24 protein-coding genes and 1 other RNA gene are annotated in these 25,693 nt (G+C 67.6%); 15 read left to right on the top strand and 10 right to left on the bottom strand.

Annotated elements, in window-relative coordinates:
* Positions 1-2 precede the first annotated feature (2 nt).
* Entirely contained in the window at positions 3-758 is a 756-nt protein-coding gene (locus tag IPM73_16675; GenBank protein ID MBK8919628.1) for an ABC transporter permease, read from the bottom strand.
* 255 nt (positions 759-1,013) lie between these two features.
* Here IPM73_16675 and IPM73_16670 point away from each other — a divergent pair, with 255 nt between their 5' ends.
* A complete protein-coding gene (locus tag IPM73_16670; protein MBK8919627.1) occupies positions 1,014-1,787 on the top strand; it encodes a TSUP family transporter in 774 nt (257 codons plus the stop codon).
* A gap of 74 nt (positions 1,788-1,861) precedes the next feature.
* Positions 1,862-2,689: a hypothetical protein gene (locus IPM73_16665; protein ID MBK8919626.1), complete on the top strand. Its 828-nt coding sequence runs from the start codon at positions 1,862-1,864 to the stop codon at positions 2,687-2,689.
* 16 nt (positions 2,690-2,705) lie between these two features.
* Here IPM73_16665 and dsbD read toward each other — a convergent pair whose 3' ends face one another.
* The 4 genes from dsbD to IPM73_16645 are packed head-to-tail and all read right to left on the bottom strand — an operon-like array spanning position 2,706 to position 6,522.
* Positions 2,706-4,460, bottom strand: a complete 1,755-nt coding sequence (gene dsbD / locus IPM73_16660; protein ID MBK8919625.1) for a protein-disulfide reductase DsbD — start codon at positions 4,458-4,460, stop codon at positions 2,706-2,708.
* Positions 4,457-4,777, bottom strand: a complete 321-nt coding sequence (locus IPM73_16655; GenBank protein MBK8919624.1) for a divalent-cation tolerance protein CutA — start codon at positions 4,775-4,777, stop codon at positions 4,457-4,459. The genes dsbD and IPM73_16655 overlap by 4 nt, the downstream gene beginning before the upstream one ends.
* A 9-nt stretch (positions 4,778-4,786) precedes the next feature.
* On the bottom strand, positions 4,787-5,554 hold the full coding sequence (locus IPM73_16650; GenBank protein MBK8919623.1) for an ABC transporter permease: 768 nt from the start codon (positions 5,552-5,554) through the stop codon (positions 4,787-4,789).
* 29 nt (positions 5,555-5,583) lie between these two features.
* A complete protein-coding gene (locus tag IPM73_16645; GenBank protein ID MBK8919622.1) occupies positions 5,584-6,522 on the bottom strand; it encodes an ATP-binding cassette domain-containing protein in 939 nt (312 codons plus the stop codon).
* Positions 6,523-6,662: 140 nt separating this feature from the next.
* Here IPM73_16645 and IPM73_16640 point away from each other — a divergent pair, with 140 nt between their 5' ends.
* Positions 6,663-10,058 (top strand): EAL domain-containing protein, encoded by a 3,396-nt coding sequence (locus IPM73_16640; GenBank protein ID MBK8919621.1) that lies wholly within the window; start codon positions 6,663-6,665, stop codon positions 10,056-10,058.
* Positions 10,059-10,100: 42 nt separating this feature from the next.
* On the opposite strand, the gene IPM73_16635 is transcribed toward IPM73_16640, so the two are convergent.
* The 4 genes from IPM73_16635 to IPM73_16620 form a co-directional block, all read right to left on the bottom strand.
* Complete coding sequence (locus IPM73_16635) at positions 10,101-10,739, bottom strand: alpha/beta hydrolase (protein ID MBK8919620.1); 639 nt, start codon at positions 10,737-10,739, stop codon at positions 10,101-10,103.
* Positions 10,736-11,044 carry an NAD(P)H-dependent oxidoreductase subunit E gene (locus IPM73_16630; protein ID MBK8919619.1) on the bottom strand — a complete coding sequence of 103 codons (309 nt, stop codon included), beginning with the start codon at positions 11,042-11,044 and terminating at the stop codon, positions 10,736-10,738. The genes IPM73_16635 and IPM73_16630 overlap by 4 nt, the downstream gene beginning before the upstream one ends.
* A 133-nt stretch (positions 11,045-11,177) precedes the next feature.
* The gene (locus IPM73_16625) at positions 11,178-12,230 is read right to left on the bottom strand and encodes a VanZ family protein (protein ID MBK8919618.1); all 1,053 of its coding nucleotides are present in this window, start codon (positions 12,228-12,230) and stop codon (positions 11,178-11,180) included.
* 8 nt (positions 12,231-12,238) lie between these two features.
* Positions 12,239-12,964 carry a hypothetical protein gene (locus IPM73_16620; GenBank protein MBK8919617.1) on the bottom strand — a complete coding sequence of 242 codons (726 nt, stop codon included), beginning with the start codon at positions 12,962-12,964 and terminating at the stop codon, positions 12,239-12,241.
* A 300-nt stretch (positions 12,965-13,264) separates the two neighbouring features.
* Here IPM73_16620 and IPM73_16615 point away from each other — a divergent pair, with 300 nt between their 5' ends.
* The 5 genes from IPM73_16615 to IPM73_16595 all read left to right on the top strand — a co-directional run bounded on the left by IPM73_16615 (position 13,265) and on the right by IPM73_16595 (position 18,697).
* A complete protein-coding gene (locus tag IPM73_16615) occupies positions 13,265-14,626 on the top strand; it encodes a two-component sensor histidine kinase (GenBank protein MBK8919616.1) in 1,362 nt (453 codons plus the stop codon).
* A 3-nt stretch (positions 14,627-14,629) separates the two neighbouring features.
* On the top strand, positions 14,630-16,054 hold the full coding sequence (locus IPM73_16610; protein ID MBK8919615.1) for a sigma-54-dependent Fis family transcriptional regulator: 1,425 nt from the start codon (positions 14,630-14,632) through the stop codon (positions 16,052-16,054).
* 639 nt (positions 16,055-16,693) lie between these two features.
* The gene (locus IPM73_16605) at positions 16,694-16,954 is read left to right on the top strand and encodes a hypothetical protein (GenBank protein MBK8919614.1); all 261 of its coding nucleotides are present in this window, start codon (positions 16,694-16,696) and stop codon (positions 16,952-16,954) included.
* A gap of 323 nt (positions 16,955-17,277) precedes the next feature.
* Positions 17,278-17,556, top strand: a complete 279-nt coding sequence (locus IPM73_16600; protein ID MBK8919613.1) for a putative addiction module antidote protein — start codon at positions 17,278-17,280, stop codon at positions 17,554-17,556.
* Between the two features lie 262 nt (positions 17,557-17,818).
* Positions 17,819-18,697, top strand: coding sequence for a dienelactone hydrolase family protein (locus tag IPM73_16595; protein MBK8919612.1), 879 nt, complete (start codon positions 17,819-17,821; stop codon positions 18,695-18,697).
* 14 nt (positions 18,698-18,711) lie between these two features.
* Here IPM73_16595 and ssrA read toward each other — a convergent pair.
* Positions 18,712-19,017, bottom strand: a transfer-messenger RNA (tmRNA) gene (gene ssrA / locus IPM73_16590).
* A gap of 153 nt (positions 19,018-19,170) precedes the next feature.
* Between ssrA and IPM73_16585 the strand changes: the two genes are divergently transcribed.
* The 7 genes from IPM73_16585 (at position 19,171) to IPM73_16555 (ending at position 25,693) form a co-directional block, all read left to right on the top strand.
* Positions 19,171-19,842, top strand: coding sequence for a TonB family protein (locus IPM73_16585; GenBank protein ID MBK8919611.1), 672 nt, complete (start codon positions 19,171-19,173; stop codon positions 19,840-19,842).
* A gap of 9 nt (positions 19,843-19,851) precedes the next feature.
* Positions 19,852-20,586: a MotA/TolQ/ExbB proton channel family protein gene (locus IPM73_16580; protein MBK8919610.1), complete on the top strand. Its 735-nt coding sequence runs from the start codon at positions 19,852-19,854 to the stop codon at positions 20,584-20,586.
* A 2-nt stretch (positions 20,587-20,588) separates the two neighbouring features.
* Entirely contained in the window at positions 20,589-20,999 is a 411-nt protein-coding gene (locus IPM73_16575; GenBank protein MBK8919609.1) for a biopolymer transporter ExbD, read from the top strand.
* A 24-nt stretch (positions 21,000-21,023) separates the two neighbouring features.
* The gene (locus tag IPM73_16570) at positions 21,024-23,321 is read left to right on the top strand and encodes a TonB-dependent receptor (protein ID MBK8919608.1); all 2,298 of its coding nucleotides are present in this window, start codon (positions 21,024-21,026) and stop codon (positions 23,319-23,321) included.
* The gene (locus IPM73_16565) at positions 23,322-24,557 is read left to right on the top strand and encodes an exo-alpha-sialidase (GenBank protein ID MBK8919607.1); all 1,236 of its coding nucleotides are present in this window, start codon (positions 23,322-23,324) and stop codon (positions 24,555-24,557) included.
* 56 nt (positions 24,558-24,613) lie between these two features.
* Positions 24,614-25,072, top strand: coding sequence for a hypothetical protein (locus IPM73_16560; protein ID MBK8919606.1), 459 nt, complete (start codon positions 24,614-24,616; stop codon positions 25,070-25,072).
* A gap of 63 nt (positions 25,073-25,135) precedes the next feature.
* A complete protein-coding gene (locus IPM73_16555; GenBank protein MBK8919605.1) occupies positions 25,136-25,693 on the top strand; it encodes a PepSY domain-containing protein in 558 nt (185 codons plus the stop codon).

The raw sequence follows: 25,693 nt of genomic DNA, 5'->3' as shown, positions 1-25,693 counted from the left end.
TGCTAATTGATTCTCAGCGCCAGGGAACAGCCTTCGATGAGCACCAGGAAAAGCAGCAGGCGGGCGATGGCCCGCACCTCGGCTGCGCCGCGTTCCAGCGGGGCGGTATCCGACAGCAGGGCCAGGGGCGAAAGGGCGACGGCCCCGGAAAAGAAAAGCAACTTGATCGCCAGGCCCGCCGCGGCCAGAGGAGAGAAGACCTGCCCCACCACCCGGGCGTAGCCCTCCAGAGCCCAGAAGGTCGCCCCGTGCAGGACCGGGTAAGCGACGACCAGGGTAGCCACGCTGCTGACGATGGCGAGAACCCATACTGCCAGGAAGTTTCCGACAAAGTAAGCGACCACTTCTCCTGTGGGCTGGCGGGCCGGTGTGGGGAGCGTTCTGAGCAGGCGCAGCAGGGTGGCGGGGATGGCCCGCAGGGCCACGAAGAGCGCCGCAGCCAAGGGAAGCAGTTCCATGACGTAAAGCCGGACCACCGCTTCCAGGGCCAGATGCGAGAGGCCGTAGCTCGCTGCCGTCACCGCGAAGACGTGGGTGAGCACGCCCCCCAGCAGGATGCTGGCGAGAAAGTAGCCGGGCAGGGTCTGCCAGGCCGCGGCGCACAGGGCCTGGGCGACGGCCCCCCGGGTGGCCGCGTCGTAGGCCCCCGGGGTGATCGAAGCGGCCAGGGTCAGCCCGGCGAAACGCTGGATGCGCGCTTGCCGCCGCAGCCAGTGGGCGACTCCGGAGTGGTCGGTAGCGGATTGCGTCGGGTGCATGGCCGTGGAGCGATCGGGTGTCGTGCGCGGGCTGGCGCTGATGGTCCGTTCCTCAGTGGCGCGTCGACAAAGCGCAGGTCAGGCATCCCGGCCAGCGCCCACGGAGCGCAGTCGCCCTGAGGGCGAGCGATTTGGATTGGCGCAGAGGTCCGGGGCACATGGCGTTCGGGGCAGCGAAAAGCGGTCGGCTGAGGTTTTCAGGATAATACAGCCCTGGGCGGCCCCCGGTGGATCGCGCAGCCCATCCCTCCGCCCATGCCCGAATTCCCCCTCGCCCCGCTCCTCTTCCTGCTGCCGGCCGCATTCCTGGCCGGGGCGGTGGATGCGGTCGTGGGTGGCGGCGGACTGATCCAGATTCCCGCCCTGTTCGCCGCCCTTCCCGGCGAGGCGCCGGCAACCCTGTTCGGCACCAACAAGGGGGCCAGCGTGGTGGGCACTTCCGGCGCCGCCTGGCGCTACGCCCGCCGTATCGTCATGCCCTGGCGCACCGTCCTGCCGGCGGCGGCCGTCGCCTTCGCCTTTTCCTACCTGGGGGCGATGGCGGTGGCCTGGTTGCCCCGGGAAGCCCTGCGGCCCCTGATCCTCGTGCTGCTGGTGGCCACGGCATTTCACGTGTGGCGCCGGCCGCAGCTGGGCGAAATCCACCAGCCGGCCCACCGGGGCGCCCGGGAGATCGCTCTGGCGGGCGCCCTCGGCGCAGTCATCGGCTTCTACGACGGATTTTTCGGACCCGGGACGGGCAGTTTCCTCATCTTTCTCTTCGTGCGCGGCTTCGGATTCGATTTCCTGCACGCCTCGGCCGCGGCCAAGGTCGTTAACGTGGCCACCAACCTCGCCGCCCTGGCCTACTTCGTACCCCACGGCCAGTGGATTCCCTTGCTGGCCCTGGCCATGGCCTTGTGCAACGGCGCCGGTTCCCTGCTCGGTTCCCGCCTTGCCCTGCGCCACGGCAGTGCCTTCGTGCGGCGGGCTTTTCTCGTCGTCGCCGGAGCCCTCATCGCCCGTTTCGCCTGGGATACCTTCGTGTGAAATCGGTCCTTGCCCAGGGGGGGCCATTCATTCAGAATCAGCCCTTCAACGAGTCAAATCCCAGGGAAATCATCATGCCTTTCGTCAAGACCCCCCTTTGCCGCGCCCTGTGCGTCCTCGGTTCCGTCGTCGCCCTAGCCGCCTGTCAGACCACTGGCAGCAGCAACCCCGCCGACGCCAACAACCCCTCCCCCACTGCGGGCAGCAGCACTTCGCAGCAGGCCAACGCCATGGCCGACAAGGCCATGTACAAACCCATCGAATACAGCAATGCCCACAAGAAGGGGCCGACGATCATCGTCATCCCGGGGGAAATCAAGAGCAGCAACGCCTCCTTCACCCAGAAATTCGGCCCCAACAACATCGCCGACTACGCCGAACTCGAACTCGGCAAAGCTAACTTCAAGGTGCTGGAGCGGGCCGACCTGGGCCCCCTGCTCAACGAATTCACCCTGGCCTACACCATGGGCAACCCTCAGGCCGCGCGCAAGGTGCTGCAGAAGGGCAAATTCAAGACCACCAAGTGGATTCTGAAATTCGACATCCTGAAGGCGGAACCCGTGGCCCAGGCCACCCAGGGCTTCGACGGTGCGGCCCTGGGGTCCGTCGTCGCCATCGCCGGGGGTTCCCGCGGATCGGCCGCCGCCGGGGTGGCGGTAGGATCGGTGAAGACCGAGGAATCCACCGGGGTGTGGATCATCGGCATGCGCTACAAGCTCATCAACGCCAACACCACCGAGCAGGTGGCCACCGGCTACAGCGAGGAAAAAATGGAGCTGGGCGCCAAGTCCACCTCGGTCCTGGGCTTCAAGCAGGGGGCTTCAGGGGGCCTGACTCTCGATACCCTGGTGCAGCGTCTGGTGCAGAAGAACGTCTACGAAATCGACGCCAAGCACAAGTAAGCGCTGGTGGGGCGGATCAGCCGCCCCGTCGGGCCTGATCGACGACGGCGGCGAAGGCCGCCGCGTCCTTGTAGCCCACGACCCGCAGGTTGGCCAGTTCGCGGCCGGCGGGGTCGAAGAAGATGATTCCCGGTGGACCGAACAGCCCGAAACGGGCCAGCAGCGCCTTGTCGGCGTCGGAATTGGCCGTCACGTCGGCCTGCAGCAGTTCGAAACCCTTCAGCCGCTCCCGCACTCCCGCATCGGCGAAGGTGAAGCGTTCCATCTCCTTGCATGAGACGCACCAGTCGGCATAAAAATCGAGCATCACAGGTTTTGCGGCAGCCTTGAGGCGGGCGTCAAGCTCGTCCACGGTGGCGACCCGCTGGAACGGCAGGTGGGGTGTTTCCGCCGCCACCGCCTGACCGCGCAGGCTGGCCAGGGGCTGCAGGGGGTCACGCCCGCCGGCCAGGGCTCCGACCAGCAGCGCCGCGCCGGTGAGCAGCATGACGATGCCGATGCCCTTCCAGAAGCGCTGCCAGCCCTTGGCCGTCGGCGGCAGCGGGTCGAGGGCGTGCAGGAAGATGGCCGGAATGATGAGCAGCACGGCCCAGGCCAGCATCTGCGCGGCTGCGGGGATGACCGGGCCCACCAGCCAGACGGCAGTGGCCAGCAGAACGACGCCGAAGGCCTTCTTCACCGCCTCCATCCAGGGGCCGGTGCGGGGCAGCAGGCTGCCGGCGGACAGCCCGACAGCGATGAGCGGAACCCCCATGCCCAGGGCCATGACGAAAAGTGCCGCGCCGCCCAGGACGGCGTCGCCGGTCTGGCCGATGTAGAGCAGCGCCCCGGCCAGGGGAGCCGCAACACAGGGGCCGACGATGAGAGCGGACAGGGCGCCCATCAAAAACACGCCGACCCCGCGGCCGCCCTGGAGGTGGCCCGCCTCCTGCGACAGCTTGCTTTGCAGGGCGGTGGGCAATTGCAGTTCGTAGAAGCCGAACATGGACAGCGAAAGCACCACAAAAACGGCGGCGAAGCTGCCCAGCACCCAGGGATTCTGCAGGGCGCTGGAGATCAGGGTGCCGCTGAGGCCGGCGGCGACCCCCGCGGCGGCGTAGGTCAGTGCCATGCCCAGGACGTAAGCCAGCGAAAGGGCGAAGCCCCGGGCGTGACTGGCCCGATGCCCCTGACCGGCGATGATGCCGGACAGGATGGGAATCATGGGGAAGACGCAGGGCGTCAGCGCCAAGCCCAGGCCGGCCACGAAGAAAAAGGCCAGGTTGCCCCAGAAACCCGCGTGCTTGAGGGCCTGGGCGATGCGGCCGGTTTCGCTGCCGGCGGCGGACTTGGGGGCCGGCGGCGCGTCCGGAGACGGCAGGGTGACCGCCAGGATGTGGCTTTGGGGCGGATAGCACACCCCCGCGTCGGCGCAGCCCTGGGAGGTGACCTTGAGGCGCAGGGGGAGCTCGCCGGGGGAACTGCGTTCCACCGGCACGGTGACAGCCACGGCGTCGTAATAGACCACCATGCGGCCGAAGGTCTCGTCTTCCTTCTCCTTGCCTGGGGGGAAGACCGGCGTGCCGGTGCGGGCGGCATCGTCCTCGACGCTGAAGCGGAACTTGTCGCGGTAGAGGTAGTAGCCCGGGGCGATGTGGAATTCGACCTCGATCGTGCGGCCATCCACGGCGCGCACGCTGGGCTTGAAGGCTACGGCGGGGTCGAGGAATTCCTCACCCGTCGCGGGCAGCGCCAGGAAGGCCAGCAGGAGGAGCAATAGACGCAGCATCATGATTCGACGGTCTCCGCCGCCAGCCAGTTCAGATAGGCCGGCAAACCGGAGGCAATGGGCAGGGCAATGATTTCGGGGACCTCGTAGGGATGCAGTCGACGCAGGGCCTCTTCCAGGGCCGGATAGCGGGCAGCGGTGGTCTTGATGAGCATGGGCACCTCCTCTGCCTCGTCTACGCGGCCCTGCCAGCGGTAGATGCTGTGGCAGGGGGCGAGGATATTGACGCAGGCGGCGAGGCGCGCCTCGACGATTTCCCGGGCGATGGCGGCGGCGCTGTCCCTATCGGGGCAATTGGTCAGGACGACAAGGTTCTGCATCGCGGAATTCTACTTGAGGAGCCTGCGGCGGGTGAGCTTGAGGGCGATGACGAAGGCGAGCCCTGCGGTGGCCAGCAGGATCATGGCGTGGAGCAGGGCGTCCGGCGGCGCCTGCCCGGCGAGCAGGGGGCGCACCAGGGCGACCCCCTGGGCCAGGGGCAGCGCCGTGCCGATGGCCGTCAGCCAGCCGGGCAACTGATCGGCAGGAAAGAAGACCCCGGAAATGAGGGTCATGGGCGTGATGAAGAGGGTGAAGTAATACATGAAGAAATCGTAGGACGGCGCCAGGGCGTTCCAGATCAGCCCCAGAGCGGCGAAGGCCAGGCCGGTGAGGACGACCGCCGGCAGCGCCCACAGGGCGATCCAGCCGTGGGCCAGTCCCAGGGCCGCGACGACGGCCAGGATAGCCGCGCCGGAAAAGAGCGATTTGGTCGCCGCCCAGAACAGTTCTCCGGCCACCACGTCGGCCAGGCTGCGCGGCGTGTTGAGGATGCCGTCCCAGGTCTTCTGCACGTGCATGCGCGAAAAGGCCGAATACAGCGCCTCGAAGGTGGCGGCGTTCATGGTCGAGGCGCACACCGTGCCGGCGGCCAGGAAGGCGACGTAGGGCTGCCCGTCGAGGGGCGGCAGCAGGGCGCCCAGGCCGTAGCCGAGGCCGAGCATATAGATCAGCGGGTCGGCCAGATTGCCCAGGATCGACGGGATGGCCAGCTTCCTCCAGACCAGGAAGTTGCGCCGCCAGACGGGAAGCCAGCCAATCAGGGAGGTGAGGTTCATGGGGGCGCTCCGCGAATTCGGCGAAGGAATCAATCGCGCAACTCCCGCCCGGTCAATTGGATGAACACGTCTTCCAGATTGGCGGCGCGGTGGATGTAGCGCAGTCCTGCCCGCCCCGCCAGGGCGGCGAGCAGGGCCTGCGCATCGCGGCAGTAAAAGAAAGCCGTTTCGCCGCTGGTCTCGACCCTGCCGGCCAGAGGCCGGTGGGCGGCGACGAAGCGGTCGAGGTCGCCCCCCGCCTCGTCGTAGACTTCGATCACCTGCGGCTCGACCCGGGCCTCGATGAGATCCCGCGGGCTGCCCTCTGCGATGGCGCGGCCCCGGTCCAGGATGAGCAGGCGGTCGCACAGGCGCTCCGCCTCGTCCATGAAGTGGGTGGTGAGGATGAGCGTCTTGCCGCGGGACTTGAGCTCTTTGAGGCGCTGCCAGATGAGGTGGCGTGCCTGGGGATCGAGTCCGGTGGTGGGCTCGTCGAGGAAGACGATGTCCGGGTCATTCACCAGCGCGCGGGCCAGGGTCAGGCGGCGCTTCATGCCGCCGGACAGGGTGGCGATGCGGGCATCGGCCTTGCCGGAAAGGCCCGCGAATTCGAGCAGACCGGGAATGCGAGCGCGGATCGTCGCGTCGTCTAGGGCGAAGTAGCGGCCGAAGACGAGCAGATTCTCGGCCGCGGTGAAATCCGGATCGAGATTGTCGAACTGGGGCACCACGCCGACCCGGGCCCGGGCCGTAGCGGCGGCGGCGGGAATCGAGTGCCCGCCCAGGTGGATGCTGCCGCCGTCCGGCGTCGCGAGTCCCAGGCACAGGCGCAGCGTCGTCGTCTTGCCCGCCCCGTTGGGGCCCAGCAGGCCGAAACAGCTGCCCCCTGCGACCCGGAAGGAGAGATCGTCTACCACCCGGGTCGTCGCGAAGCGCTTGCTGAGGTGGGCGACTTCCAGGGCAGGCGAGGCGGGAGGCGGAGAGGGCATGGGTACGGGGGGTGACGCGGAAAGTCATTCTATCCGAGGCTTGCGCTGGCCCTCATGAACCGTCGCCATGAAAAAGCGTCTATGATGAAAGTAATAGCCTTTTCGGGGGTCGGGATGTGCTGCCCGTAGACCGTCATCGATTGCTCGTCATTTTCGGCTGCCTGATCGCCAACGCCATCATGGTTGCCCTGGCCGGCTGGTTCGTCGGCCAGAGCCGGCAGTTGTACGAGCAACGGGCTGAGGCCCGTTCGCAGACCCTGGCCCTGGCCATCGATCAGGCGGTGACCAGCGCCGTGGACCGCATCGATCACAGCCTGCTGGCCATCACGGATGAGCTGGAGCACCAAGAGGCTTCCGGCGGCCTGGACGGACCCGCAGTCGATGCCCTGCTGCGCCGCCATGCGGAGCGGGTTCCGGTGGCGGCGGGAATCCGCGTCACGGACGCCGCCGGCCGGGTGATCCACGGTCCGGGGGTGGATGCAGCCCATCCGGTCAATCTGGCGGACCGCCCCTATTTCCAGACCCTGGCGGCGGATGCCAAAGCCGGCCTGGTCATGTCGCAGCCCATCTTCGGACGCATCCTGGGGCGCTGGGTAATCACCTTTTCCCGCCGCTACGAGGATTCTGCCGGTCGCTTCGCCGGCATCGCCTACGGCTCGGTTCCCCTGGGCGAAGTCGCCCGCCTGTTCACCGCCTTCGACGCGGGGCCCCGCGGCATCATCACCCTGCGCACCGCCGACCTCGGCTTTCTCGCCCGCCATCCCGATACGGGCGCGGCGGAAACCAGTCAGCCGGGGAACACCGTCGTATCGCCGGAACTGCGCCGCCTGGCGGAATCCGGCGTGACCGAAGCCACCTATCGCTCGCGGGTGGCGGTGGATGGCCTGGAGCGGGTCACCACCCTGCGCCGGCTCGACCGGGCGCCCTTGATGGTCACCGTCGGCGTGGCGGCGCAGGACTACCTGGGATCGTGGCAGGAGGAAGTCCGCCGCACCGGGCTGCTGGTCGGTGCCTTCGCCCTCTTCTCCGTCGTGGCGGCCGTGCTGCTCCTGCGCCTGGTCGAGCGCGTGGTCGCCGAGGCGGCGCGCAACCGCATGTTTCTGGAGAGCGCCAGCGACGGCATCACCATCCTCGACGAGCAGGGGCGGGTGGTGGAGGCCAATCGCCAGTTTGCCGCCATGCTGGACCGGACCCCGGAGGAAGTGGCGTCCATGAACGTGACGGACTGGAACGCCCAGTTCGACGCCGACACCCTGCTGAACGACATCCTGCCGCGCAATTTTGCCGCCGGGACCGACGTCACCATCGAGACCATCCACCGGCGCCGGGACGGCAGCCTGCAGGACGTGGAAATCAGCGTCACCTTCTTTCACCTGGACGGTCGCAACCTGGCCTACTGCGCCTCCCGCGACATCACCGAAAAGAAACGCCAGCAGAGGGCGCTGGAGGAAAGTGCCGGCCGGCTGCGGGAGAGCGAGGCCCGCTTGCACGCCATCATCGACGCCGAGCCGGAATGCGTGAAGGTGCTGACCCTGGACGGTCGCCTGGAGTCCATGAACCGGGCCGGGCTGGCCATGATCGAGGCCGAATCCCTGGAGCAGGTGCGCGGCTTCGACGTGACCCGACTGGTGCAGGCGCCGTACCGGCCCGCCTTTGCGGCCCTGGCCGGGAAAGTGGCCGAGGGCGAGAGCGGCCGCCTGGAATTCGAGATCACCGGCCTGAAGGGCACTCCCCGCTGGATGGAGACCCACATGGCCCCGTTGCGTGACGAGGCGGGATGCTGCACCGGGCTTCTCGGCGTCACCCGCGACATCACCGAGCGCAAGCGGGCCGAGGAGGGCTTGCGGCGGGCCGAGGCGATTTTCCGCAACACCCGGGAGGGCATCGTCCTCACCGATCTCAAGGGCACCATCGTGGCGGTCAATCCGGCCTTCACCGCCATTACCGGTTACAGCGCGGCCGAGGCCCAGGGCCGCAGCAACAGCCTGCTCAAATCCACCCACCACGACGCGGCCTTCTATCAGGCCATGTGGCATTCCCTGGCCGAGACCGGAAGCTGGCAGGGCGAGCTGTGGAATCGGCGCAAGGATGGCTCCGTGTACCCCGAGTGGCTGACCATCAGCACCGTTTTCGACGAAAAGGGTGAACCCACCAGTTACGTCGGCGTCTTTACCGACATCTCGCGCATCAAGGAATCCGAGGCGGAGATGGAATTCCTGGCCCACCATGACGTCCTCACCAGCCTGCCCAATCGGCTTCTGCTCCTGTCGCGCATCGAGCATGCCGTGGCCCACGGCGAACGCAGCGGCCGCGGCGGTGCGGTGCTCTTCATCGATCTGGACCGCTTCAAGCACGTCAATGACAGCCTCGGGCATCCGGTGGGGGACGAGGTCCTGCAAAAGGTTGCCCGGCGGCTGAAGAGCCGCCTGCGTGAATCCGATACCCTCGCCCGCCTGGGCGGCGATGAATTCGTCGTGCTCCTGGAAGCGCTGAATTCGCCGGAGGATGCGGCCAGCGTCGCCCAGCTCCTGGTGGATCACCTGCGCACCGCCATCGAGCTGGATTCCGGCCAGTCCGTCTATCTCGGCTGCAGCATCGGCATCAGCATGTATCCCGCCGACAGCCGGGATCCCCACGAACTGGTGCGCTACGCCGACGCGGCCCTCTATCACGTCAAGGATTCCGGCCGCGGCCACTATCACTTCTACACCGAGGCCCTGGGCCAGGAGGCCAGCCGCCATCTGGCCCTGGACGCGGCCCTGCGCCGGGCCCTCACGGCGGAGGAATTCACCCTCGACTACCAGCCCCTGGTCGATCTCTGCGACCGGCGCACGGTTGGCGTCGAGGCCCTGGTGCGCTGGCAACCCCCCGGCGAGCCGCGGGTGCCGCCCGACCGCTTCATTCCCCACGCCGAGGAAACCGGTCTCATCATGCCCCTGGGCGGCTGGGTGCTGCGCCGGGCCTGCGCCCAGGTCAGTGCCTGGCGCAAGGCGGGTTATGCCCTGGATACCCTGGCGGTCAATCTCTCGCCCGTGCAGTTGCGCAATCCCTGCCTGGTGGATGAGGTTGCGGCCGCCCTGGCCGAAACCGGCCTGCCCGCCGCCGTGCTGGAGCTCGAAATTACCGAGAACGCCCTGGTCGCCCTGGGGGACGAGGCCGAATCCCGGCTGGTGGCGCTCAAGGCCCTGGGGCTGCGCCTGGCCATCGACGACTTCGGCACCGGCTACTCGTCGCTGGCCTACCTCAAGCGCTTCCGGGTGGATAAGCTCAAGATCGACCGCAGCTTCGTGCGCGATGTTCCGGGAGAGGGGGCGGACGAGGAAATCGTCCGCACCATCGTCGCCATGGCCCGCAATCTTCATCTCGAAGTGCTGGCCGAAGGCGTTGAAACCGAGGCACAACGGGATTTCCTCGACGCCCTCGACTGCCGTCTGGCGCAGGGCTACTACTTCAGCCCGCCCCTCAACGCCGAGGCCCTGCAACGCTGGCTGACGCCGGCCCCGACCCCTGCCGAGGCCGATCCGCAACCCCAGTGACGTCCGGGGCCCCGCTGCGCGAGGCCCCGTCTCTTCCGGCCCTCAGTGCCGCCAGGCCCGGGTGACGATATCGCGGATGAGGTGCAGCCGACGGTGGAAGAAGTGGTCGGCGCCGGGCACCACCACCACCGGCAGGTCCAGGGGAAGAGCCCAGTCCAGCACGTTCTGGAGCGGCACCGTTTCATCCGCCGAGCCGTGGATGACGAGGGTGTCGTGGGGCACGGCTTCGGTGTCGTAGCGGCGGGTCCCTTCCACGAAGCCGGCCGCCGTACCGACCAGAACCAGGCGCTGGGCAGGATGGCCGGATTCGGCCAGGCGTCTGGCGACCCGGGTCTGGCAATAGGCGCCGAAGGAAAAGCCGGCCAGGGCCACCGCCAGGTCGCCGCAGCGGCACCGGGCGTCGTGCAGCACCGCCAGCAGGTCGTCGGTTTCGCCGACGCCCTCGTCGTGCTCCCCCTCGCTGCCGCCGACGCCTCTGAAGTTGGGGCGGAAGGCGGCGTAGCCCAGGCTGACGAAGGTGCGGGCCAGGGTGTAGGCCACCTTGTTGGTATTGGCACCGCCCCCGATGGGATGCGGGTGGGCCACCAGGGCGATGCCCCGCGGGGCATCGGGCTTCTCCATGATGACCTCGATGCGTCCGGCCGGGCCATCGACCAGGATTTTCTCTTCCACGACCTTCATATCTTGAGGCGCTCCACCACGCGGCCGTGGATCAGGTGTTCCTGGATGATTTCCTCCACATCTTCCTTATCCACGTAGGTGTACCAGACGGCCTCGGGGTAAACCACCATCACCGGGCCCTGGTCGCAGCGATCCAGGCAGCCGGCCTTGTTGATGCGCACCTTGCCCGGGCCCTTCAACTTCAGCTTGGCGACGCGGTCCTTCGCGTAGGTCTGCACCTCCGAAGCGCCGTGGGCATTGCAGCAGATCTCGCCGGGGTCGCGCTGGTTGCAGCAAAAAAAGACGTGATATTTGAAGTGGCTCATGGGGGCCTCCTGTGGGGGGCTCATTATGCGGGAAACCCCGGGTGACCGCTTACAGATGCCTCGCATCCCTTCTGCCCCGGACCTCTGAAACGTTTCCCCCGGTGCTAACCCGCCGGCGCCCCGGCCGGAGAACTCAGAGGCGTCGCCCGGAGAGCAGGATGAACGGCAGGGCCAGGAAGGGCCACAGGGTGGCGACCAGGCGGGTGAGCCCGTTGAAGTTGAGGAAGTGCCCCTGGCTCCATACGGCCAGGGCGGCGGCGGAATAGGGATTGGGTGGCGCCAGATTGACCAGTACGGTGGCCGCCATGAGGGCCATGGCGGAGACCATCTGGCGACCGATCTGGGGCAGCGGCAGGGTCAGGACCAGAAGGGCGGTGCCGACGGGAAGGCCCAGTTGAGCCCCGGGGGTGAACCAGGCCAGGGCCTCGCCGGGGCCGACCAGGATGGCTGCCGCCAAGGTGCGTACCACCAGTCCCAGCAGCAGGAGCGCAGCGGCCAGACCGTAGGCGATGCTCAGGCGCGCGGCGAGCAGGGCTGCCACCAGTCCAACGGCGAGCAGGTTGCAGGCGGTGACCGCCGCTTCGATCAGAATGAAGCTGGGCGCTGCAAAGGGGACTGCCCCCGGGAGACCGAGGGTATGCCGCAGGTCTCCCGCACCGAAGAGGAGGATTTCCGGCGAGAGGGGGATGAGCAGCCAGAGTGCCAGCAAGGTGAGGCCAAATTCGCTGTGCCTCAGCGACACGAACAGTCCTTGCTGCCAGTGCTTGATGCGGGTGAAGAGGCGGGGACCGCTCCGGGTGCCGAGCACCGCCCCCAGCAGCCCCCCCGCCGCGTTGCAGGCGAAGTCCACGTTGGACGGTACGCGAGAGGGCAGCCAGGTCTGGATGCACTCCAGGGCAAAGCTGAGGCTCGCGGCGATGAGCGTAGCCAGTACCGCTCCCGTCCAGCGGCCCGGCAGTCGGATCAGGGCGAGGGCACACAGAAATCCCAAGGGGATGTAGACGGCGACATTGGTCGCAAGGTCGAAAGCTGTCCAGTAGCGGGGCCAGCCCGCCTCAAGGAAGGCAAAGGCCGAAGCCCCCGTATCGCGCCAGCCGGAAAAGGGGTGGAGGCTGGCGTAAATGAGCAGTCCGCACCACGCCAGGGCGAGGTAGCGGGAAAGGACATCCGGGCTGCGAAAACTCATGTTCCGGGCTAGTCGAAGCGCACGCTCAGCGTCAGGCCGGCGCCGAAGTCCGGACTGGCGTCCGCAAAGCCTTTGACCAGATAAACCTGACCCTTGTAGCCCGGACCGAAACGCCATTCCGCGTACAGTGTGGCCTCGCTGACCGGGGAACCGCCGCCGGTCAGGGCCTGGCGGTAGTCGTAATAAGCACCGATTTCGGAATTTCCCCCAAACCTGTGTCCAATGCCCAGGGAGCCGAACCAGGGGTTGCGGTAATCGACGCCCTCGGGATCCTCTTTGTAGGTTCGGCCCAGGGTCACCGTGGCCCGGGCATCGCCCAGGGGTTGCAGGAGGTCGACCAGCAGCGAGTAATCGTTGCGCCCCGTCGTGATCAGATCGTTGCGCCGGGCCGCGGTGGCGAGCTTGGCCTTGAAGCCGAGGTCGGCCTGCAGTCCCTCGTCTCCCTGGTCGATGATCTCGTGGAGCACGGTTGCGGTGAGATCGCCGAAACCCTCCTGGGTCTGGCGGACGGGACTGAATCGGTCGCCGCCGGCGCTCGCCGTGCCCGTTGCGCGTACGTAGGGAAGATGAAGTTTCCACACCCAAGGCCCGGCCTGATGTTTGAAGATGAGGGGCAGCGTCCAGGCGGTCGAGCGCTCACGTTCGCCGTACTTGCCTTCGGCGTAGTCCAGATTGAGGCTCACGGTGGTCTGGCCGGATGCGCCCAGGGGTGCCAGTGCAAGGAGGGCAAACACCAGGCGCGCCGGGAGGAGGATAATGGAGGGAATAAAACGCAAGAAAAACATGTTTGCACAGCCAGGTCACGAGAATGGGCGCGGCGGGGGAGCCGCGGTTGAATAGTTCCAGGAGTCAGTCAAACAGGTTTGGGTCAATGCCGAGGCGCATCCGCGCCCGGATCGCGCGCGGTGAACCGCAGCCATGCCCCGAGCCATGGCGAGGGTGAGCGGCGCCGTACATTGTGCCGAACCGACGTGACTGACGCCTAGCCTGATGGACGTTGCGCTGTCGGTCAAGCGCAATGCTGGAGAGAGAAAATGGCCCGTATTGGCGCTCGCTTGCCCGATGACTTCAATCTGATTCGCTGGTTCTCGCTCACGACCCTGGCGTCGGTGGTCACCGTGAGTGCCGTTGCTGCGTGGGCGCTGGCCAGCTTTCTCACCGACCGGATGATCCGCCAGGACGCCGAGATCACCGCGGGCTTCGTCCGCAGCATCGTGGCGACGGAGAACGCCTACGACTTCTTCAGCGGCGCCACCGGCGCGGGCACCCAGCCCTTCCAGGATTTCCTCGGCCATGTGAATCGTATTCCCGGGGTGCTGCGCATCAACGTCTATTCGGCGGATCGACGCATGGTCTGGTCCAGCGACGCGGGCCTCATCGGCAAGCGTTTCGAGCGCAATGAAGAATTGGAGGAGGCGCTGGGGGCCGATCTGGTCGTCCATAGCGGCGTCGTCGACCCCGGCCATCTCGTCAAGTCGGAGCACCAGCACCTGGGCGACGGGCACAAGCAGTTCGTCGAGAGTTACGTGCCGATCTTCGACGTGCACGGACGCCGCATCGTGGGGGTCGTCGAACTGTACAAGGTGCCGGCAGACCTGTTCGAAACCCTTGCGGAGGGGCGCCGCCTGATCTGGCTGGCGGCGGTGGTAGCTGCGGCCTTTCTCTATGCAGCGCTATTCTGGATCGTCTGGCGCGCCCAGCGCATCATCGAAATTCAGGGCGACCGGCTGGTGGAATCGGAATCCCTCGCGGTGGTGGGCGAGATGGGGTCGGCCGTGGCCCACGGCCTGCGCAATCCCCTCGCTGCCATCCGCTCCTCAGCCGAACTCGCCCTGGAGAGCCCCCTCCCCGACCAGGCCCGGGAGTGCGCCCAGGATATCGTTGCCCAGGTCGATCGCCTCGAAGGCTGGGTGCGCCAATTGCTCACCTACGCCAAGCCGGCCCATGCGGCCCTGGGGCCGGTGGACCTCGCCACTCTGTTCTCCGAGGTGGCCGAGACCTACCGGCGCGATCTGGAGCGGCGTGGCATCCGCGTCAGCGTCGAGGCCGCCCCGGATCTGCCGACCGTGCGGGGCGACGGTGCCCTGCTGACCCAGATGCTGGGCAGCCTGGTGGTCAATGCCGGCGAAGCCATGACGGGTCCGGGTCACATCGTCCTGGCCGGCCACCGCCAGGGCGCGGAATGCATCGCGGAAGTGCGGGACGACGGCCCCGGCATCACCCCCGCCGAAGCCAGCCGCGTCTTCAAGCCCTTCTACACCACCAAGCCCAAGGGACTTGGTCTGGGGCTTCCCCTGGTGCGCCGCCTGGTCGAGCGCTTCGGCGGTGCGGTGGATCTGGAGAGCGTCCCCGGCAAGGGAACCCTCGTTCGCCTGCATCTGCCGGTCTGGGAGTAGATCATGGCCGCCGGAATCCTGATCATCGATGACGAAACCGTCCTCGCCAAGAACATCCGTCTCTACCTCGAGCGCTCCGGCTACGAGGTGCGCACCGCCGAAAGTGCCGAGGAAGGCGAACGCCTGATCGCCGAGTTCCGGCCCGATGTCATCCTGCTCGACTACCAGCTTCCCGGCCGTAACGGGCTCGAATTCCTCGCCATCCTGAAGAGCCTGGGCGGCGGCATTCCGGTCATCATGCTCACCGGCCAGGGGAGCGTCGATCTGGCGGTCGAGGCCATGAAGCTGGGGGCCGTCGATTTCCTCACCAAGCCCCTGGTGCTGAGCAAGTTGCGCCTGGCCATCGAAAAGGTGGTGGGCGGCCAACGTTCCGAAACCGCCCTCGCCTACTACCGCGAGCGGGATTTTCGCGGTCACGGTGTCGCGGCCCTCCTGGGCGAGTCCGCCGCCATGCAGAAGCTGCGCAATACCCTGGCCCGCCTGGGCGAGGCCGAAGCGGCCCTGGGGGACGACGAGCCCCCGGCAGTGCTCGTTTCCGGCGAAACCGGGACCGGGAAGGAACTGGTGGCCCGGGCTCTGCACCACGACGGACCCCGGGCCAAGGGGCCTTTCATCGAACTCAACTGCGGTTCGATCCCGGCCACCCTGCTCGAAGCCGAACTCTTCGGCCACGAGAAGGGCGCTTTCACCGACGCCCGGGAGCGCAAGATCGGCCTGGTCGAAGCGGCCGACGGCGGCACCCTGTTCCTGGACGAAATCGGCGACATGGAACCGGCGCTTCAGGTCAAGCTGCTGAAGCTTCTGGAGGAGAAGACCGTGCGGCGCCTGGGCAGCATCCGCGACCAGCGGGTCAATGTGCGCATCATCGCTGCAACGCACCAACCTCTGGAAAAATTGGTGGGGGAAGGGCGCTTCCGCTCCGACCTCTATTTCCGCCTGCGCATCGTCGAGCTGGCCGTCCCTCCCCTGCGGGAACGCGGCGAGGATGTGCTGCATCTGGCGCGGCACTTCCTCGCCCTGCACAGCACCCGCTATCGCAAGCCGGGGCTGGCCTTCGCTCCCGGCGCGGAGCGGGCCTTGCTCGCCTATGGCTGGCCCGGCAACGTGCGGGAACTGCGCAACGCCGTCGAACAGGCGGTCCTGCTCGCAGAGGGTCCGGTCATCGAGGCGGCCGGGCTCCCGTTTTGCGCCCTTCTGGGCGGAGAGCCGGCCCGGACCCCTGCGCCACCGCCTCCCGCCGCCCCCCTGACCCTGGCCGGTGGCAGCACCCTGGATCAGATCGAACGGGAAATGCTGTCCCAGGCGCTGGAGCGGAGCCATTGGAACGTCACCCACGCGGCCCGTCTCCTGGGCATTTCCCGCGATACCCTGCGCTACCGCATCGACAAGCACGGCCTTGGCCGCAAGGGCCAGGGGTTGCCCAACTAGTGGTCTGCTTCGCAATTAACGAAACATGAAAGCTTGTCTTTGCGCTCCTGGCGTTGTTGCTCATCCTCGCGATAGCTTCGGCTATCGCTGCCGAGGTTGCCAACTGCGGCGCCTAGCCAGAAACGCAAATCCGGCGCTTTCATCGTGTTCCGCCAATTACGAAGCAGACCACTAGTAGTCAGTCACATAGGTTCAGCTATGTTCGGCACGCCCCGCATCCCCGCTCGTCGCTCATCCTCGCCATAGCTTCGGCTATGGCTGCGGTTCGCTTCGCGCGATCGGGGCGCGGATGCGCGCGCCTCGGCATCGACGCAAACCTATCTGACTGACCACTAGCCGCTTGAGTCGCAGCGCGGTCGGGTGCAAGCCTGTGGCGTGATTTCGGCCTGCGGCCGGCGAATCCAAAGGGGGTCCATGGCTGGGGCATATCCCCCGCCTGGACGGGCAAATGACCCTTGTCGGCCCAAGTCAGGCCCTGTATTTGCGGCTCAAAACAATAAACTGGAGATTAATCAATCGGTTGTGAAACGTGGCCTCCCTGGCACGGGGAATGCGTGAGATGGCTTGCGCGGAGGGGAGTCAAGCTTCCCGCTCCCGCAACCCCGATCCAACCGAGAAACCGAAACAAGGAGATTCCAAATGACCAAGACCCTGCTTTCCCTCGCCGCCTCTTCCCTTCTGCTCTCCCTGAGCCTGCCGGCTACGGCGCTCCAGACCTACGGCGGCGACTCCACGGTCGCCCGGGCCGAGCGTCCGGAGAAGCCCCAAAAGCCCGAGAAGCGCGAGAAGCTTGGTGCCCTCGACGGCGAACTCATTCTTGCCCGGGAAGCCAGCGAGCGGCCCCGCGGCAGGGACAATGAGCGGCCGGGCGACCGCCAGCGTCGCGGCGGACGGGCCTGAGTTCCCGTTCGGGACAGGGGCTTCGGCCTCCTGTCCCTGGTCCGGGCCGTCCAGGTGGGCCTGGCTCTTTCACCTTGATCTCCGTCCACAGCCGCGACATCAGGCGCCGCTCTTTCGGCTCCAGGTCGCGCAGCATGTCCAGGCGCTGCGGGTCCTCCCGGGTCGGAAAGATGGCCCGCTCCCCCGCCCCGTCAGCGTTTCCAGATACGTGGGCTCGAAGATGTCCGCCGCGAAACGGGCGGCCAGGGCGATGAGGGTCAGGGTCAGGGCCATGAGCAGGGTGGAAAGGTGCGGTATCGCACCACGAGGCGGAAGTCACCGAACTGCGCGCCGACCGGGAACTGGCGGTGGAATATCTGAAGGCGGCGATGGAATCCCTCGACGATCCCAACGACCGGGCCGCAGGACTGCTCGCACTGCGCACCGTGGCGGAAGCCTATGGCGGCCTGGGCGCGGTGGCAGCAGAGGCCGGCATCAGCAGGGAATCGCTTTATCGCGCGCTCTCGCCGAAGGGCAACCCAACGCTCAAGACATTGGTCGCCGTCCTCAAGACGGTTGGTTTGCGCCTTTCCGTAGAACCTGAAAATCACGCGCATGCTTGATTCTGTTGGGCTGCGACAATATCGCTTGGGTCCAACGCTGCGGCATGCTGTTTAAGGAAACTGCGTAACGCGTTACATTCGACCCAAGTGGTCGCATATGGTCCTTCTGGAGTCCGTGGGGTGTGGCTAAGCAGACGGGTAGCGAACGACGGATGGGTTCAGGTTGGCGTACCGCATCTAATGGATATTCACGGAAATTATTGCCCTGCACCCTACCCAATCGACATCGTGCTGATGTCACTCGTCCCCCCAGGAGGCCGCCATGACCCTGCTCGAAACCGATATTGCCAGCCTGCTTCCCACCCAGACCTTTGATCGCCGCGCCTTTCTCGTGACCGGTCTCGGCGCCGGCTTCGCCCTGGCGGTGCAGCCGGTGGCGGCCCAGACAGCCATCCTGACCGACTCTGCCGGACTGCAGGCCGGGCCGGTCAAGATCGGGGTGCGGGGAGGCGAGATGATCGCCTACCGGGCGCAGCCCGAGGGGGCCAGGAAGGCCCCGGTGATCCTGGTGGTGAGCGAGATTTTCGGCGTGCACGAATATATCCAGGATGTCTGCCGCCGCCTCGCCAGGCTGGGCTACTGCGCCATCGCCCCCGAGCTTTTTGCCCGCCAGGGCGACCCGCGCCAGTACGCCACCATTCCCGACATACTCGCCAAGATCACCAGCAAGACTCCCGATGCCCAGGTGCTGGCCGACCTGGACGCCTGCGTCGCCTGGGCCGCAACCCAGGGCGCCGATACGGCACGTCTGGGCATCACCGGTTTCTGCTGGGGCGGGCGCATCACCTGGCTCTACGCCGCCCACAACCCCGCGCTCAGGGCCGGGGTTGCCTGGTACGGCCGGCTGACCGGCCCGGCCAACGAGATTACCCCCCGCTATCCGGTGGATATCGCCGCCCAGGTGGCGGCGCCCGTGCTGGGTCTGTATGGGGGTCAGGATGCCGGAATTCCCCTCGATAGCGTCGAGGCCATGCGCCAGGCCCTGGCGGCGGCAGGGGGCAAGTCCCGCATCGAGGTCTATGCCGATGCTCCCCACGCCTTCCACGCCGACTACCGGCCCAGCTACCGCAAGGAGCCCGCCGAAGACGGCTGGAGGCGCCTGCTGGCCTGGTTTGCGGAACACGGGCTGGCGCCGGGCTGATCGGGCTGCGCAATTGACGACGGGGACCGAAGTCCCCGCCGGCTGTCTTGAGTTATAAGGCTTCAGCGGCCCCAGCTATGCTGTTTAGGCAGCGATAGCGAATTGCTCATCATTGGCAATTATGGATTTGCGCGGATTACGTCCGTCGCCTCTCGAGCTGCCTGCTCATCCTCAATCGCCCCGTCGAAACCAGTACACCCCCCCTGTGGTGGAGGTGGCGGGAATCGAACCCGCGTCCGAAACGCTTCCGACTTGCCGGAATTACAGCCATGCCCGAATTATGGGGGCGCCCCCGGCAAAAGACAACGCGCTTGGTGTTCCCGCGGGGCCAGGGCCTGCGACAACGTGTCGCATCGGAGAAACCCCGCGACCCCCCTAGAATGCGCGCCTCCAATGCTTTGTTTTCAAATCATTTTTGACCGGGATCAAGATCAGCAATGACTGATTTTCCCCGCCCCTCCGCCCCAGCGCCTATGGCCGCCGCCACCCTGCCGCCCCTGCACATTGCCGAAGCGCCGCCCAGCGCGGTTGAGCGGGCGCTGCGCTGGGCCCTGGTGGTCGCCCTGCACGGCCTTCTTCTGTGGGGTGCCCTGGTGGTTTCGGTGCGGCAGGAAATCCTCACCCTGCCGCCCAGCATCGCCGTGCGCCTCCTGCCCTTGCTGGAAGAGAAAAAGCCCGAACCGCCGCCCCCACCGCCCAAGCCCCAGGTGCCGCTGCGCAAGACGCCGCCGCCGGCGCCGCAGCCCATCCTGGCCGCCGCCCCCAAGGCCGAGGCCCCCGCGAGCTTCGTCGTGCCCGCCCAGCCGCCGGCGCCACCCCCCGCGCCCATCGCCGCCCCCCCGGCGCCCCCCGTTCCCCTGCCCGTGGTGGCGGCCCGTTTCGACGCCGACTATCTGCACAACCCCAAGCCCATCTACCCGGCCATCGCCCGTCGCAACGGCGAGGAGGGCAAGGTGCTCCTCAAGGTGCGTGTCAGCGCCGAAGGCAGCGCCCTGGAGGTGGAAGTGAAGCAATCCAGCGGCTTTCCGCGCCTCGACGCCGCCGCCCGGGAAGCGGTGCAGCGCTGGCGCTTCGTCCCCGCCCGCCGGGGTGAGGAAGCCATCGAGTCCTCGGTGGTGGTGCCGATCAATTTCTCCCTCGAATAGGAATCTGCCATGCACGCGCAAATGGGCCTCGGCCACTTCTGGAGCCAGGGCGATCTGGTCACCCACACGACCGCCGTCATCCTGGCCCTGCTTTCCCTGGCCTCGTGGTGGGTGATCGTCGGCAAGCTCCTTTCCGGCTGGCGGGCGGCCCGCGCCCGGGAGCGCGCGGTGAACGCCTTCTGGCAGGCCAATTCCCTGCCAGAAGGCCTGGAGACCCTGCGCCGGGAAGACCCCTCGGCCATCTTCGCCGGCCTCGCCCTGGCCGGCGCCCATGCCGCCCAGACCCATGCCCAGCACGCCGCACGGGGCATCGGCGCCGGGGTGAATGCCAGCGAATTCGTCACCCGGGCGCTGCGCTCCCACATCGTCAGCGCCCAGGCGCGCATCGAGCGGGGCCTCACCTTCCTGGCCTCGGTGGGTTCCACCGCGCCCTTCATCGGCCTCTTCGGCACCGTCTGGGGCATTTACCACGCCCTGGTGGGCCTTTCCGGCGCCACCCAGGTGGTGCTGGACAAGGTGGCCGGCCCGGTGGGCGAAGCCCTCATCATGACCGCCGCCGGCCTCTTCGTCGCCATCCCCGCCGTGCTGGCCTACAACGCCTTCACCCGCGCCAACCGACTGGTGCTGGCCCAGCTCGACGGCTTTGCCCACGATCTGCACGCCTACCTCACCACTGGTGCGCGCATCGGCGGCAACGCCAATCTGGTCGATCTTGGCGCGGCCCGCGCCAACCGGGCGGGCTGATCATGGCCTTCGGCAGCTTTGACGAAGCCGGCGCCAGCCAGCCCATGGCCGAAATCAACACCACGCCCCTGGTGGACGTGATGCTGGTGCTGCTGGTCATCTTCATCATCACCGCGCCGCTGTTCCACCAGGCGGTACCCATCGACCTGCCCCAGGTCAGCGCCACCAAGCTGGATGACAAGCCCCGGGTCATCCACCTGGCCATCGACGTGCAGGGCCAGGTGTTCTGGAACGGCGAGGCCGTCGCCCGCCAGGAACTCGACGCCCGTTTCGCCACGGCCGCCGCCGAGCAGCCCGAACTCCACCTGCGTGCCGACCGCAAGGTCGCCTACGAAAAGGTCGCCGACACCCTGGCCGCCGCCCAGCGGGGCGGCATCGTCAAGATCGCCTTCGTCACCGAACCCGCCCCCTGAACCCCTCCGCTTCCCGAGCCTTCCATGCCCGCCTCCCAGCCCTCCCACCTGCGCCCCCTCGCCGCCCTCATCCCGCTCCTCGTCTCCGGCCTCGTCCAGGCCCAGGGCGTCGCCACCGAGCGGGAACTCACCCCCGTCTCCGTGTCCGGCCAGCGCACGACCCTGGACCCCAACCTCCCCACCACCACGGCCAGCGTCACCCGGGAAGAGCTCGACCTGCGCAGCTTCACCAGTACCGAAGACGCCCTGACCTACGCCCCCAACCTCACCATCCGCAAGCGCTACATCGGCGACCGCAACGCCCTCATCGGCGGGCGTTCCAATTCCACCCTGCAAGCCCAGCGCGGCCTGGTTTATGTGGATGGCTACCTGATTTCCAACTTCCTCGGCCGCTTCAACGCGCCGCGCTGGAATATCGTCTCCCCCGAAGAAGTCGAGCGGGTCGATGTCCTCTACGGCCCCTTCTCGGCCATCTACCCGGGCAATTCCATCGGCACCACGGTGGCCGTCAGCACGCGCCAGCCCAAGCAACTGGAAGCCAGCGCCCGGGTGCTGGCCTATGAGCAGCGCTTTTCCCACTTCGGCCAATCGGACAGTTATCGCGGCGACGAGGAAAGCGCCTTCCTGGGCCAGCGCCTCGGGGACTTCAGCTTCAGTATCGGCCTCAACCGCCTGCATTCCGAATCCCACCCCATGCAGTACCAGACCTTCCTCGTCTCCAGCGGCTCCGCGGCCCTGGGCGGCACTCCGGTAAGCGGCGCCCGCTTCTACACCGATCCGGAAGGCAAGGCCCGCTTCGCCGTCGGCTCCAATTCCGGTGCCCTGGAAGTCGCCGACCAGACCCAGTTCAAACTGCGCGGCGCCTACGACTTCAGTGCCACCCTCAAGGCGGACCTGCTCTACGCCCGCTGGCGCAATGACTACTCGCGCAGCAACGAAACCTTCCTGCGCGATGCCGCCGGCAATGAAGTCTGGTCAGGGCAGATCCGCGTCAATGGCCTGCGCTATACCGTCTCAGCCGCAACCTGGGCGCCCGGAGACGGCCTGGAAGAGCACGAACAGATGGGCGCCCGCCTCTTCACTCGCAACGCCCGGGGCTGGAACACCTCGCTGCAGGTTTCCCGCTACCGCGTTCTGACCGATACCCTGCGCAGCGCCAACAACCCGGATCCGGTGGCCGACGCCGGGGGCGCCGGCACCGATGCCGATGGCCAAGGTACCGGCTGGACCACCTTCGAGGCCCAGGCCACCTACACCCCGGGGGCGGGCGAATCCCACGCCCTCACCCTGGGCCTGCACGCCAACCGCTACGTTCTGGAAAACCACACCTACGCCCTGAGCAACTGGAAGGACAGCAGCAGCCGCACTTCCGAAACGCAGAATTCCCTGGGCAAGACCTCCATCACCGCCCTCTACGCCCAGGACGCCTGGCGCTTCCTGCCCGACTGGACGCTGACCGGCGGCGTTCGCTTCGAGCGCTTCAAGGCCTTTGATGGCTCCCAGTACATCGCCGCCGCCACCACCGACCCCCGCATCGAGCACGCCTCCCGCAGCATGAGCGCCACCAGCCCCAAGCTCTCCCTCTCCTGGGCGGCCAGCGATACCTGGCTGCTGCGTGCCTCCGTCGCCAAGGGCGTGCGCTTCCCCACCGTGGCCGAGCTCTACCAGGGCTCCCGCTCCGGCACCAGCATCGTCAACAACGACCCCAATCTGAAGCCCGAAATCTCCTACGCCAAGGATCTGACCGCCATCAACGAAACGCCCCTGGGCACCCTGCGCTTCACCCTCTTCGAGGATGACGTCCGCGACACGATCTACCAGCAGACCAACATCACCGTCACCCCCAACGTGAGCAACGTGCAGAACGTCGACCGCGTCCGCACCCGGGGCCTGGAAGTGGCCCTGGATGCTCCCGACTTCGCCGGCGTACACGGCCTGCGTCTCAACACCAGCGTGTCCCTCAACCACGCCCGCACCCTGAAGAACGACAACTTCCCCGACGCGGAGAACAAGAACTGGGTCCGCGTCCCCCGCGTGCGCGCCACCCTGCTCGCCAGCTACGAAAGCGGCGGCGCCTGGGGCGGTTCGGTCGGCGTGCGCTACTCCGGCCGCCAGTACAACACCCTGGACAACGTGGATAGCAACCCGGATACCTATGGCGGCACCTCCAGCTACACCGTCGCCGACGCCAAGCTGCGCTACCGGGTGAACAAGCACTTCGAGGCCTCGGTGGGCATCGACAATCTCTTCGACGAACGCTACTTCGTCTCCCACCCCTACCCCGGCCGCACCGTCTATGCCGAAGCCCGGGCGCACTTCTAAATGAGCCAGGCTCGCCCCCCCCGGCCCTGCGGCCACCGGGCCCGTGCCTGGCGCCGCCCGACCGGGGCGCCGCTTGTGGCCCTGGCACTCCTCGTGGCCGGTACGGCGCACGCGGCCGACGCCATGCCCGCCATGGGCAAGGCCCGGGCGCCCGAGCTGGGAAGTTCCGCCCTCTTCGCGCCGGACGGCCAGCTGCTTGCGGTGAGCAAGCAGGGGGATCACGTCCTCCTCTACCGCAGCGGCGACACCGGCCAGACCTGGTCCGCCCCGGCCGTGGTCAATGCCGCCCCGGAGCCGATTTCCGCCGATGGCGAAAACCGTCCCAAGCTGGCGCTCACCCGGGACGGCGCCGTTCTGGTCACCTGGACCCGCCCCCTGGGCAAGCCGTACAGCGGCGCCATCCGCCTCGCCCGGGCCGAGGACGGCAAGACCTTCGTGCCCCCCCTCACCGTGCACCGGGATCCGGCTGAAATCACCCACCGCTTCGAATCCCTGGCTGTGGGGCCGGACGATACCGTCCTGGTGACCTGGATCGACAAGCGCGATCTGGAAGCCGCCAAGGCCGGCAAGACGCCCTACCGCGGTGCCGCGATCTATAGCGCCGTCTCCCACGACAGCGGCAGGAGCTTCGCCCCGGAACGCAAAGTTGCCGACTATTCCTGCGAATGCTGCCGTATCGCCGTGACCCACGACCGGGACGGCGCGCCGCTGCTCTTCTGGCGCCATGTCTTCGCCCCCAACGAACGCGACCACGCTCTGGCCCGCCTGAAACCCGACGGTACGCCGGAGGCTGTGCAGCGGGCCACCTTCGACCGCTGGAAAATCGACGGCTGCCCCCACCACGGGCCGTCCCTGGCCGTGGACGCCCAGGGCCTGCGCCACGCCGTCTGGTTCAACGAAAAGGACGGCGCCGGCCGCGTCCACTACGGACGTCTGAGCGGGGGCGCTGACGGCCTGCGGGTCGAAGGCCAGCGCACCGTCGGAGGCCCCCGGGCCGCTCACGCCGACCTCATCGTCGCCGGTCAGCGGCTGGCCATCGCCTGGAAGGAATTCGACGGCGAACGCACCCGCCTCCACGCCCAGGTTTCCCGGGATGGCGGACAGACCTTCGTCGTCCAGGAACTCGCCGCCACCGAAGGCGCTTCCGACCAGCCCCGCCTGCTGGCCCGGGGCGAGGCCCTCTACGTCTTCTGGCGCACGGAAAAAGAGCACTTCCGCGTCCTTTCCATGCCCTGAGAACCCTGGCAAGCATGCCCTTCGCCCCCGAAAAATCCACCGGCTCCCACACCCCCATGCTGCGATGCCTCGCCACCCTCGCCGCCCTGCTCTGGGCCCTGCCCGCCGCAGCGGCCGGCTTCTCCATCCTGGACCGCGAAACGGCCCGCCGCCTCGCCGATCCCCAGGCCCACCACCAGCCCACCGTCGTCGCCCTGTGGTCCTCGGATTGCGTCCACTGCAAGAAGAACCTGGGCCTGCTCTCCGCCCTGGCCCGGGGGGACCGGCGCCTCAAGGTGGTCACCGTGGCCACCGAGGCGGAATCGCCCGCCCTGGCGCCGCTGCTGCAGAAGACCGGCCTCACCGGCCCCCGCTACGCCTACGGCGGCGACAACCCCGAAGCCCTGGCCTACGCCCTCGATCCCGCCTGGGCCGGCGAACTGCCGCGTACCCTGCTGTTCGACGGCAAAGGCGGCCGTCGCGCCGTCTCCGGCGCACTGACCGAGGCCCAGGTGCGCGAGGCCCTGGGGCGCTGAAGTGCCGAGCCGCCGCCGGGGAGTGCGGCCGCAGGCGACCCGACGGTACGGCTCAACCACGATTTGCACCAGGTCCTTGGGTTCTACACCTTGCCGGTGATGCTCGCCGTCCTCGTTTCGGGGGTGAGCTTCAACCTTCCGGAAGAATACAAGGCCCTGGTGGGCGTCTTTTCTCCGATCACACCGGAAGCCGTGGCGCCCACCGGCCCTGGCCCCGCCGCCCTGCCGGGGCGACTGGACGCCTTCGTCGAGGCAGCCGCTCGCACACCCGGGAATGGCACGTTGAACAATCTCACCCTCACCGCGCCCGACGGACGGACCGTCGGCATGTGCTTCCGCGCCGTGGCCGACCTGGCAGGGTACGTCGTCGACACCCGCTGCCACACCCTCGACCGCCAGACCGGAACGCTGCTGCGCACCACCGACCCGTCCCGCGGCAGCGGCGGCGACGTCTTCATGCCGTGGCAATGGCCCCTGCACTCCGGGCAGGTCTTTGGCTGGACCGGGCGCATCCTGGTTTTCCTGAGCGGCCTCGCCTGCCCCGTCCTCTTTGTGACCGGGCTGCAGAAGCGGAGGGCACGGCGGGCCGTGGCGGAGCGCAGAGCCCTGTTGTCTGATTGA

It is taken from the genome of Betaproteobacteria bacterium, assembly GCA_016720065.1.
In the GTDB taxonomy this organism is placed as follows: domain Bacteria; phylum Pseudomonadota; class Gammaproteobacteria; order Burkholderiales; family Rhodocyclaceae; genus SSSZ01.
The sequence above is the reverse complement of the archived record's forward strand: the minus strand, read 5'-3'. Positions and strand labels throughout refer to the sequence as shown.

What these genes read in the sequence shown, in the direction of transcription:
- IPM73_16560 (MBK8919606.1), top strand. Translation starts at nt 24,614, where the DNA reads ATGCTGCGATGCCTCGCCACCCTCGCCGCCCTGCTCTGGGCCCTGCCC.
- IPM73_16585 (MBK8919611.1), top strand. Translation starts at nt 19,171, where the DNA reads ATGGCCGCCGCCACCCTGCCGCCCCTGCACATTGCCGAAGCGCCGCCC.
- IPM73_16675 (MBK8919628.1), bottom strand. Translation starts at nt 758, where the DNA reads ATGCACCCGACGCAATCCGCTACCGACCACTCCGGAGTCGCCCACTGG.
- IPM73_16610 (MBK8919615.1), top strand. Translation starts at nt 14,630, where the DNA reads ATGGCCGCCGGAATCCTGATCATCGATGACGAAACCGTCCTCGCCAAG.
- IPM73_16665 (MBK8919626.1), top strand. Translation starts at nt 1,862, where the DNA reads ATGCCTTTCGTCAAGACCCCCCTTTGCCGCGCCCTGTGCGTCCTCGGT.
- IPM73_16565 (MBK8919607.1), top strand. Translation starts at nt 23,322, where the DNA reads ATGAGCCAGGCTCGCCCCCCCCGGCCCTGCGGCCACCGGGCCCGTGCC.
- IPM73_16570 (MBK8919608.1), top strand. Translation starts at nt 21,024, where the DNA reads ATGCCCGCCTCCCAGCCCTCCCACCTGCGCCCCCTCGCCGCCCTCATC.
- IPM73_16655 (MBK8919624.1), bottom strand. Translation starts at nt 4,777, where the DNA reads ATGCAGAACCTTGTCGTCCTGACCAATTGCCCCGATAGGGACAGCGCC.
- IPM73_16575 (MBK8919609.1), top strand. Translation starts at nt 20,589, where the DNA reads ATGGCCTTCGGCAGCTTTGACGAAGCCGGCGCCAGCCAGCCCATGGCC.
- IPM73_16605 (MBK8919614.1), top strand. Translation starts at nt 16,694, where the DNA reads ATGACCAAGACCCTGCTTTCCCTCGCCGCCTCTTCCCTTCTGCTCTCC.
- IPM73_16625 (MBK8919618.1), bottom strand. Translation starts at nt 12,230, where the DNA reads ATGAGTTTTCGCAGCCCGGATGTCCTTTCCCGCTACCTCGCCCTGGCG.
- IPM73_16615 (MBK8919616.1), top strand. Translation starts at nt 13,265, where the DNA reads ATGGCCCGTATTGGCGCTCGCTTGCCCGATGACTTCAATCTGATTCGC.
- IPM73_16635 (MBK8919620.1), bottom strand. Translation starts at nt 10,739, where the DNA reads ATGAAGGTCGTGGAAGAGAAAATCCTGGTCGATGGCCCGGCCGGACGC.
- IPM73_16670 (MBK8919627.1), top strand. Translation starts at nt 1,014, where the DNA reads ATGCCCGAATTCCCCCTCGCCCCGCTCCTCTTCCTGCTGCCGGCCGCA.
- IPM73_16645 (MBK8919622.1), bottom strand. Translation starts at nt 6,522, where the DNA reads ATGCCCTCTCCGCCTCCCGCCTCGCCTGCCCTGGAAGTCGCCCACCTC.
- IPM73_16580 (MBK8919610.1), top strand. Translation starts at nt 19,852, where the DNA reads ATGCACGCGCAAATGGGCCTCGGCCACTTCTGGAGCCAGGGCGATCTG.
- IPM73_16650 (MBK8919623.1), bottom strand. Translation starts at nt 5,554, where the DNA reads ATGAACCTCACCTCCCTGATTGGCTGGCTTCCCGTCTGGCGGCGCAAC.
- IPM73_16595 (MBK8919612.1), top strand. Translation starts at nt 17,819, where the DNA reads ATGACCCTGCTCGAAACCGATATTGCCAGCCTGCTTCCCACCCAGACC.
- IPM73_16630 (MBK8919619.1), bottom strand. Translation starts at nt 11,044, where the DNA reads ATGAGCCACTTCAAATATCACGTCTTTTTTTGCTGCAACCAGCGCGAC.
- dsbD (MBK8919625.1), bottom strand. Translation starts at nt 4,460, where the DNA reads ATGATGCTGCGTCTATTGCTCCTCCTGCTGGCCTTCCTGGCGCTGCCC.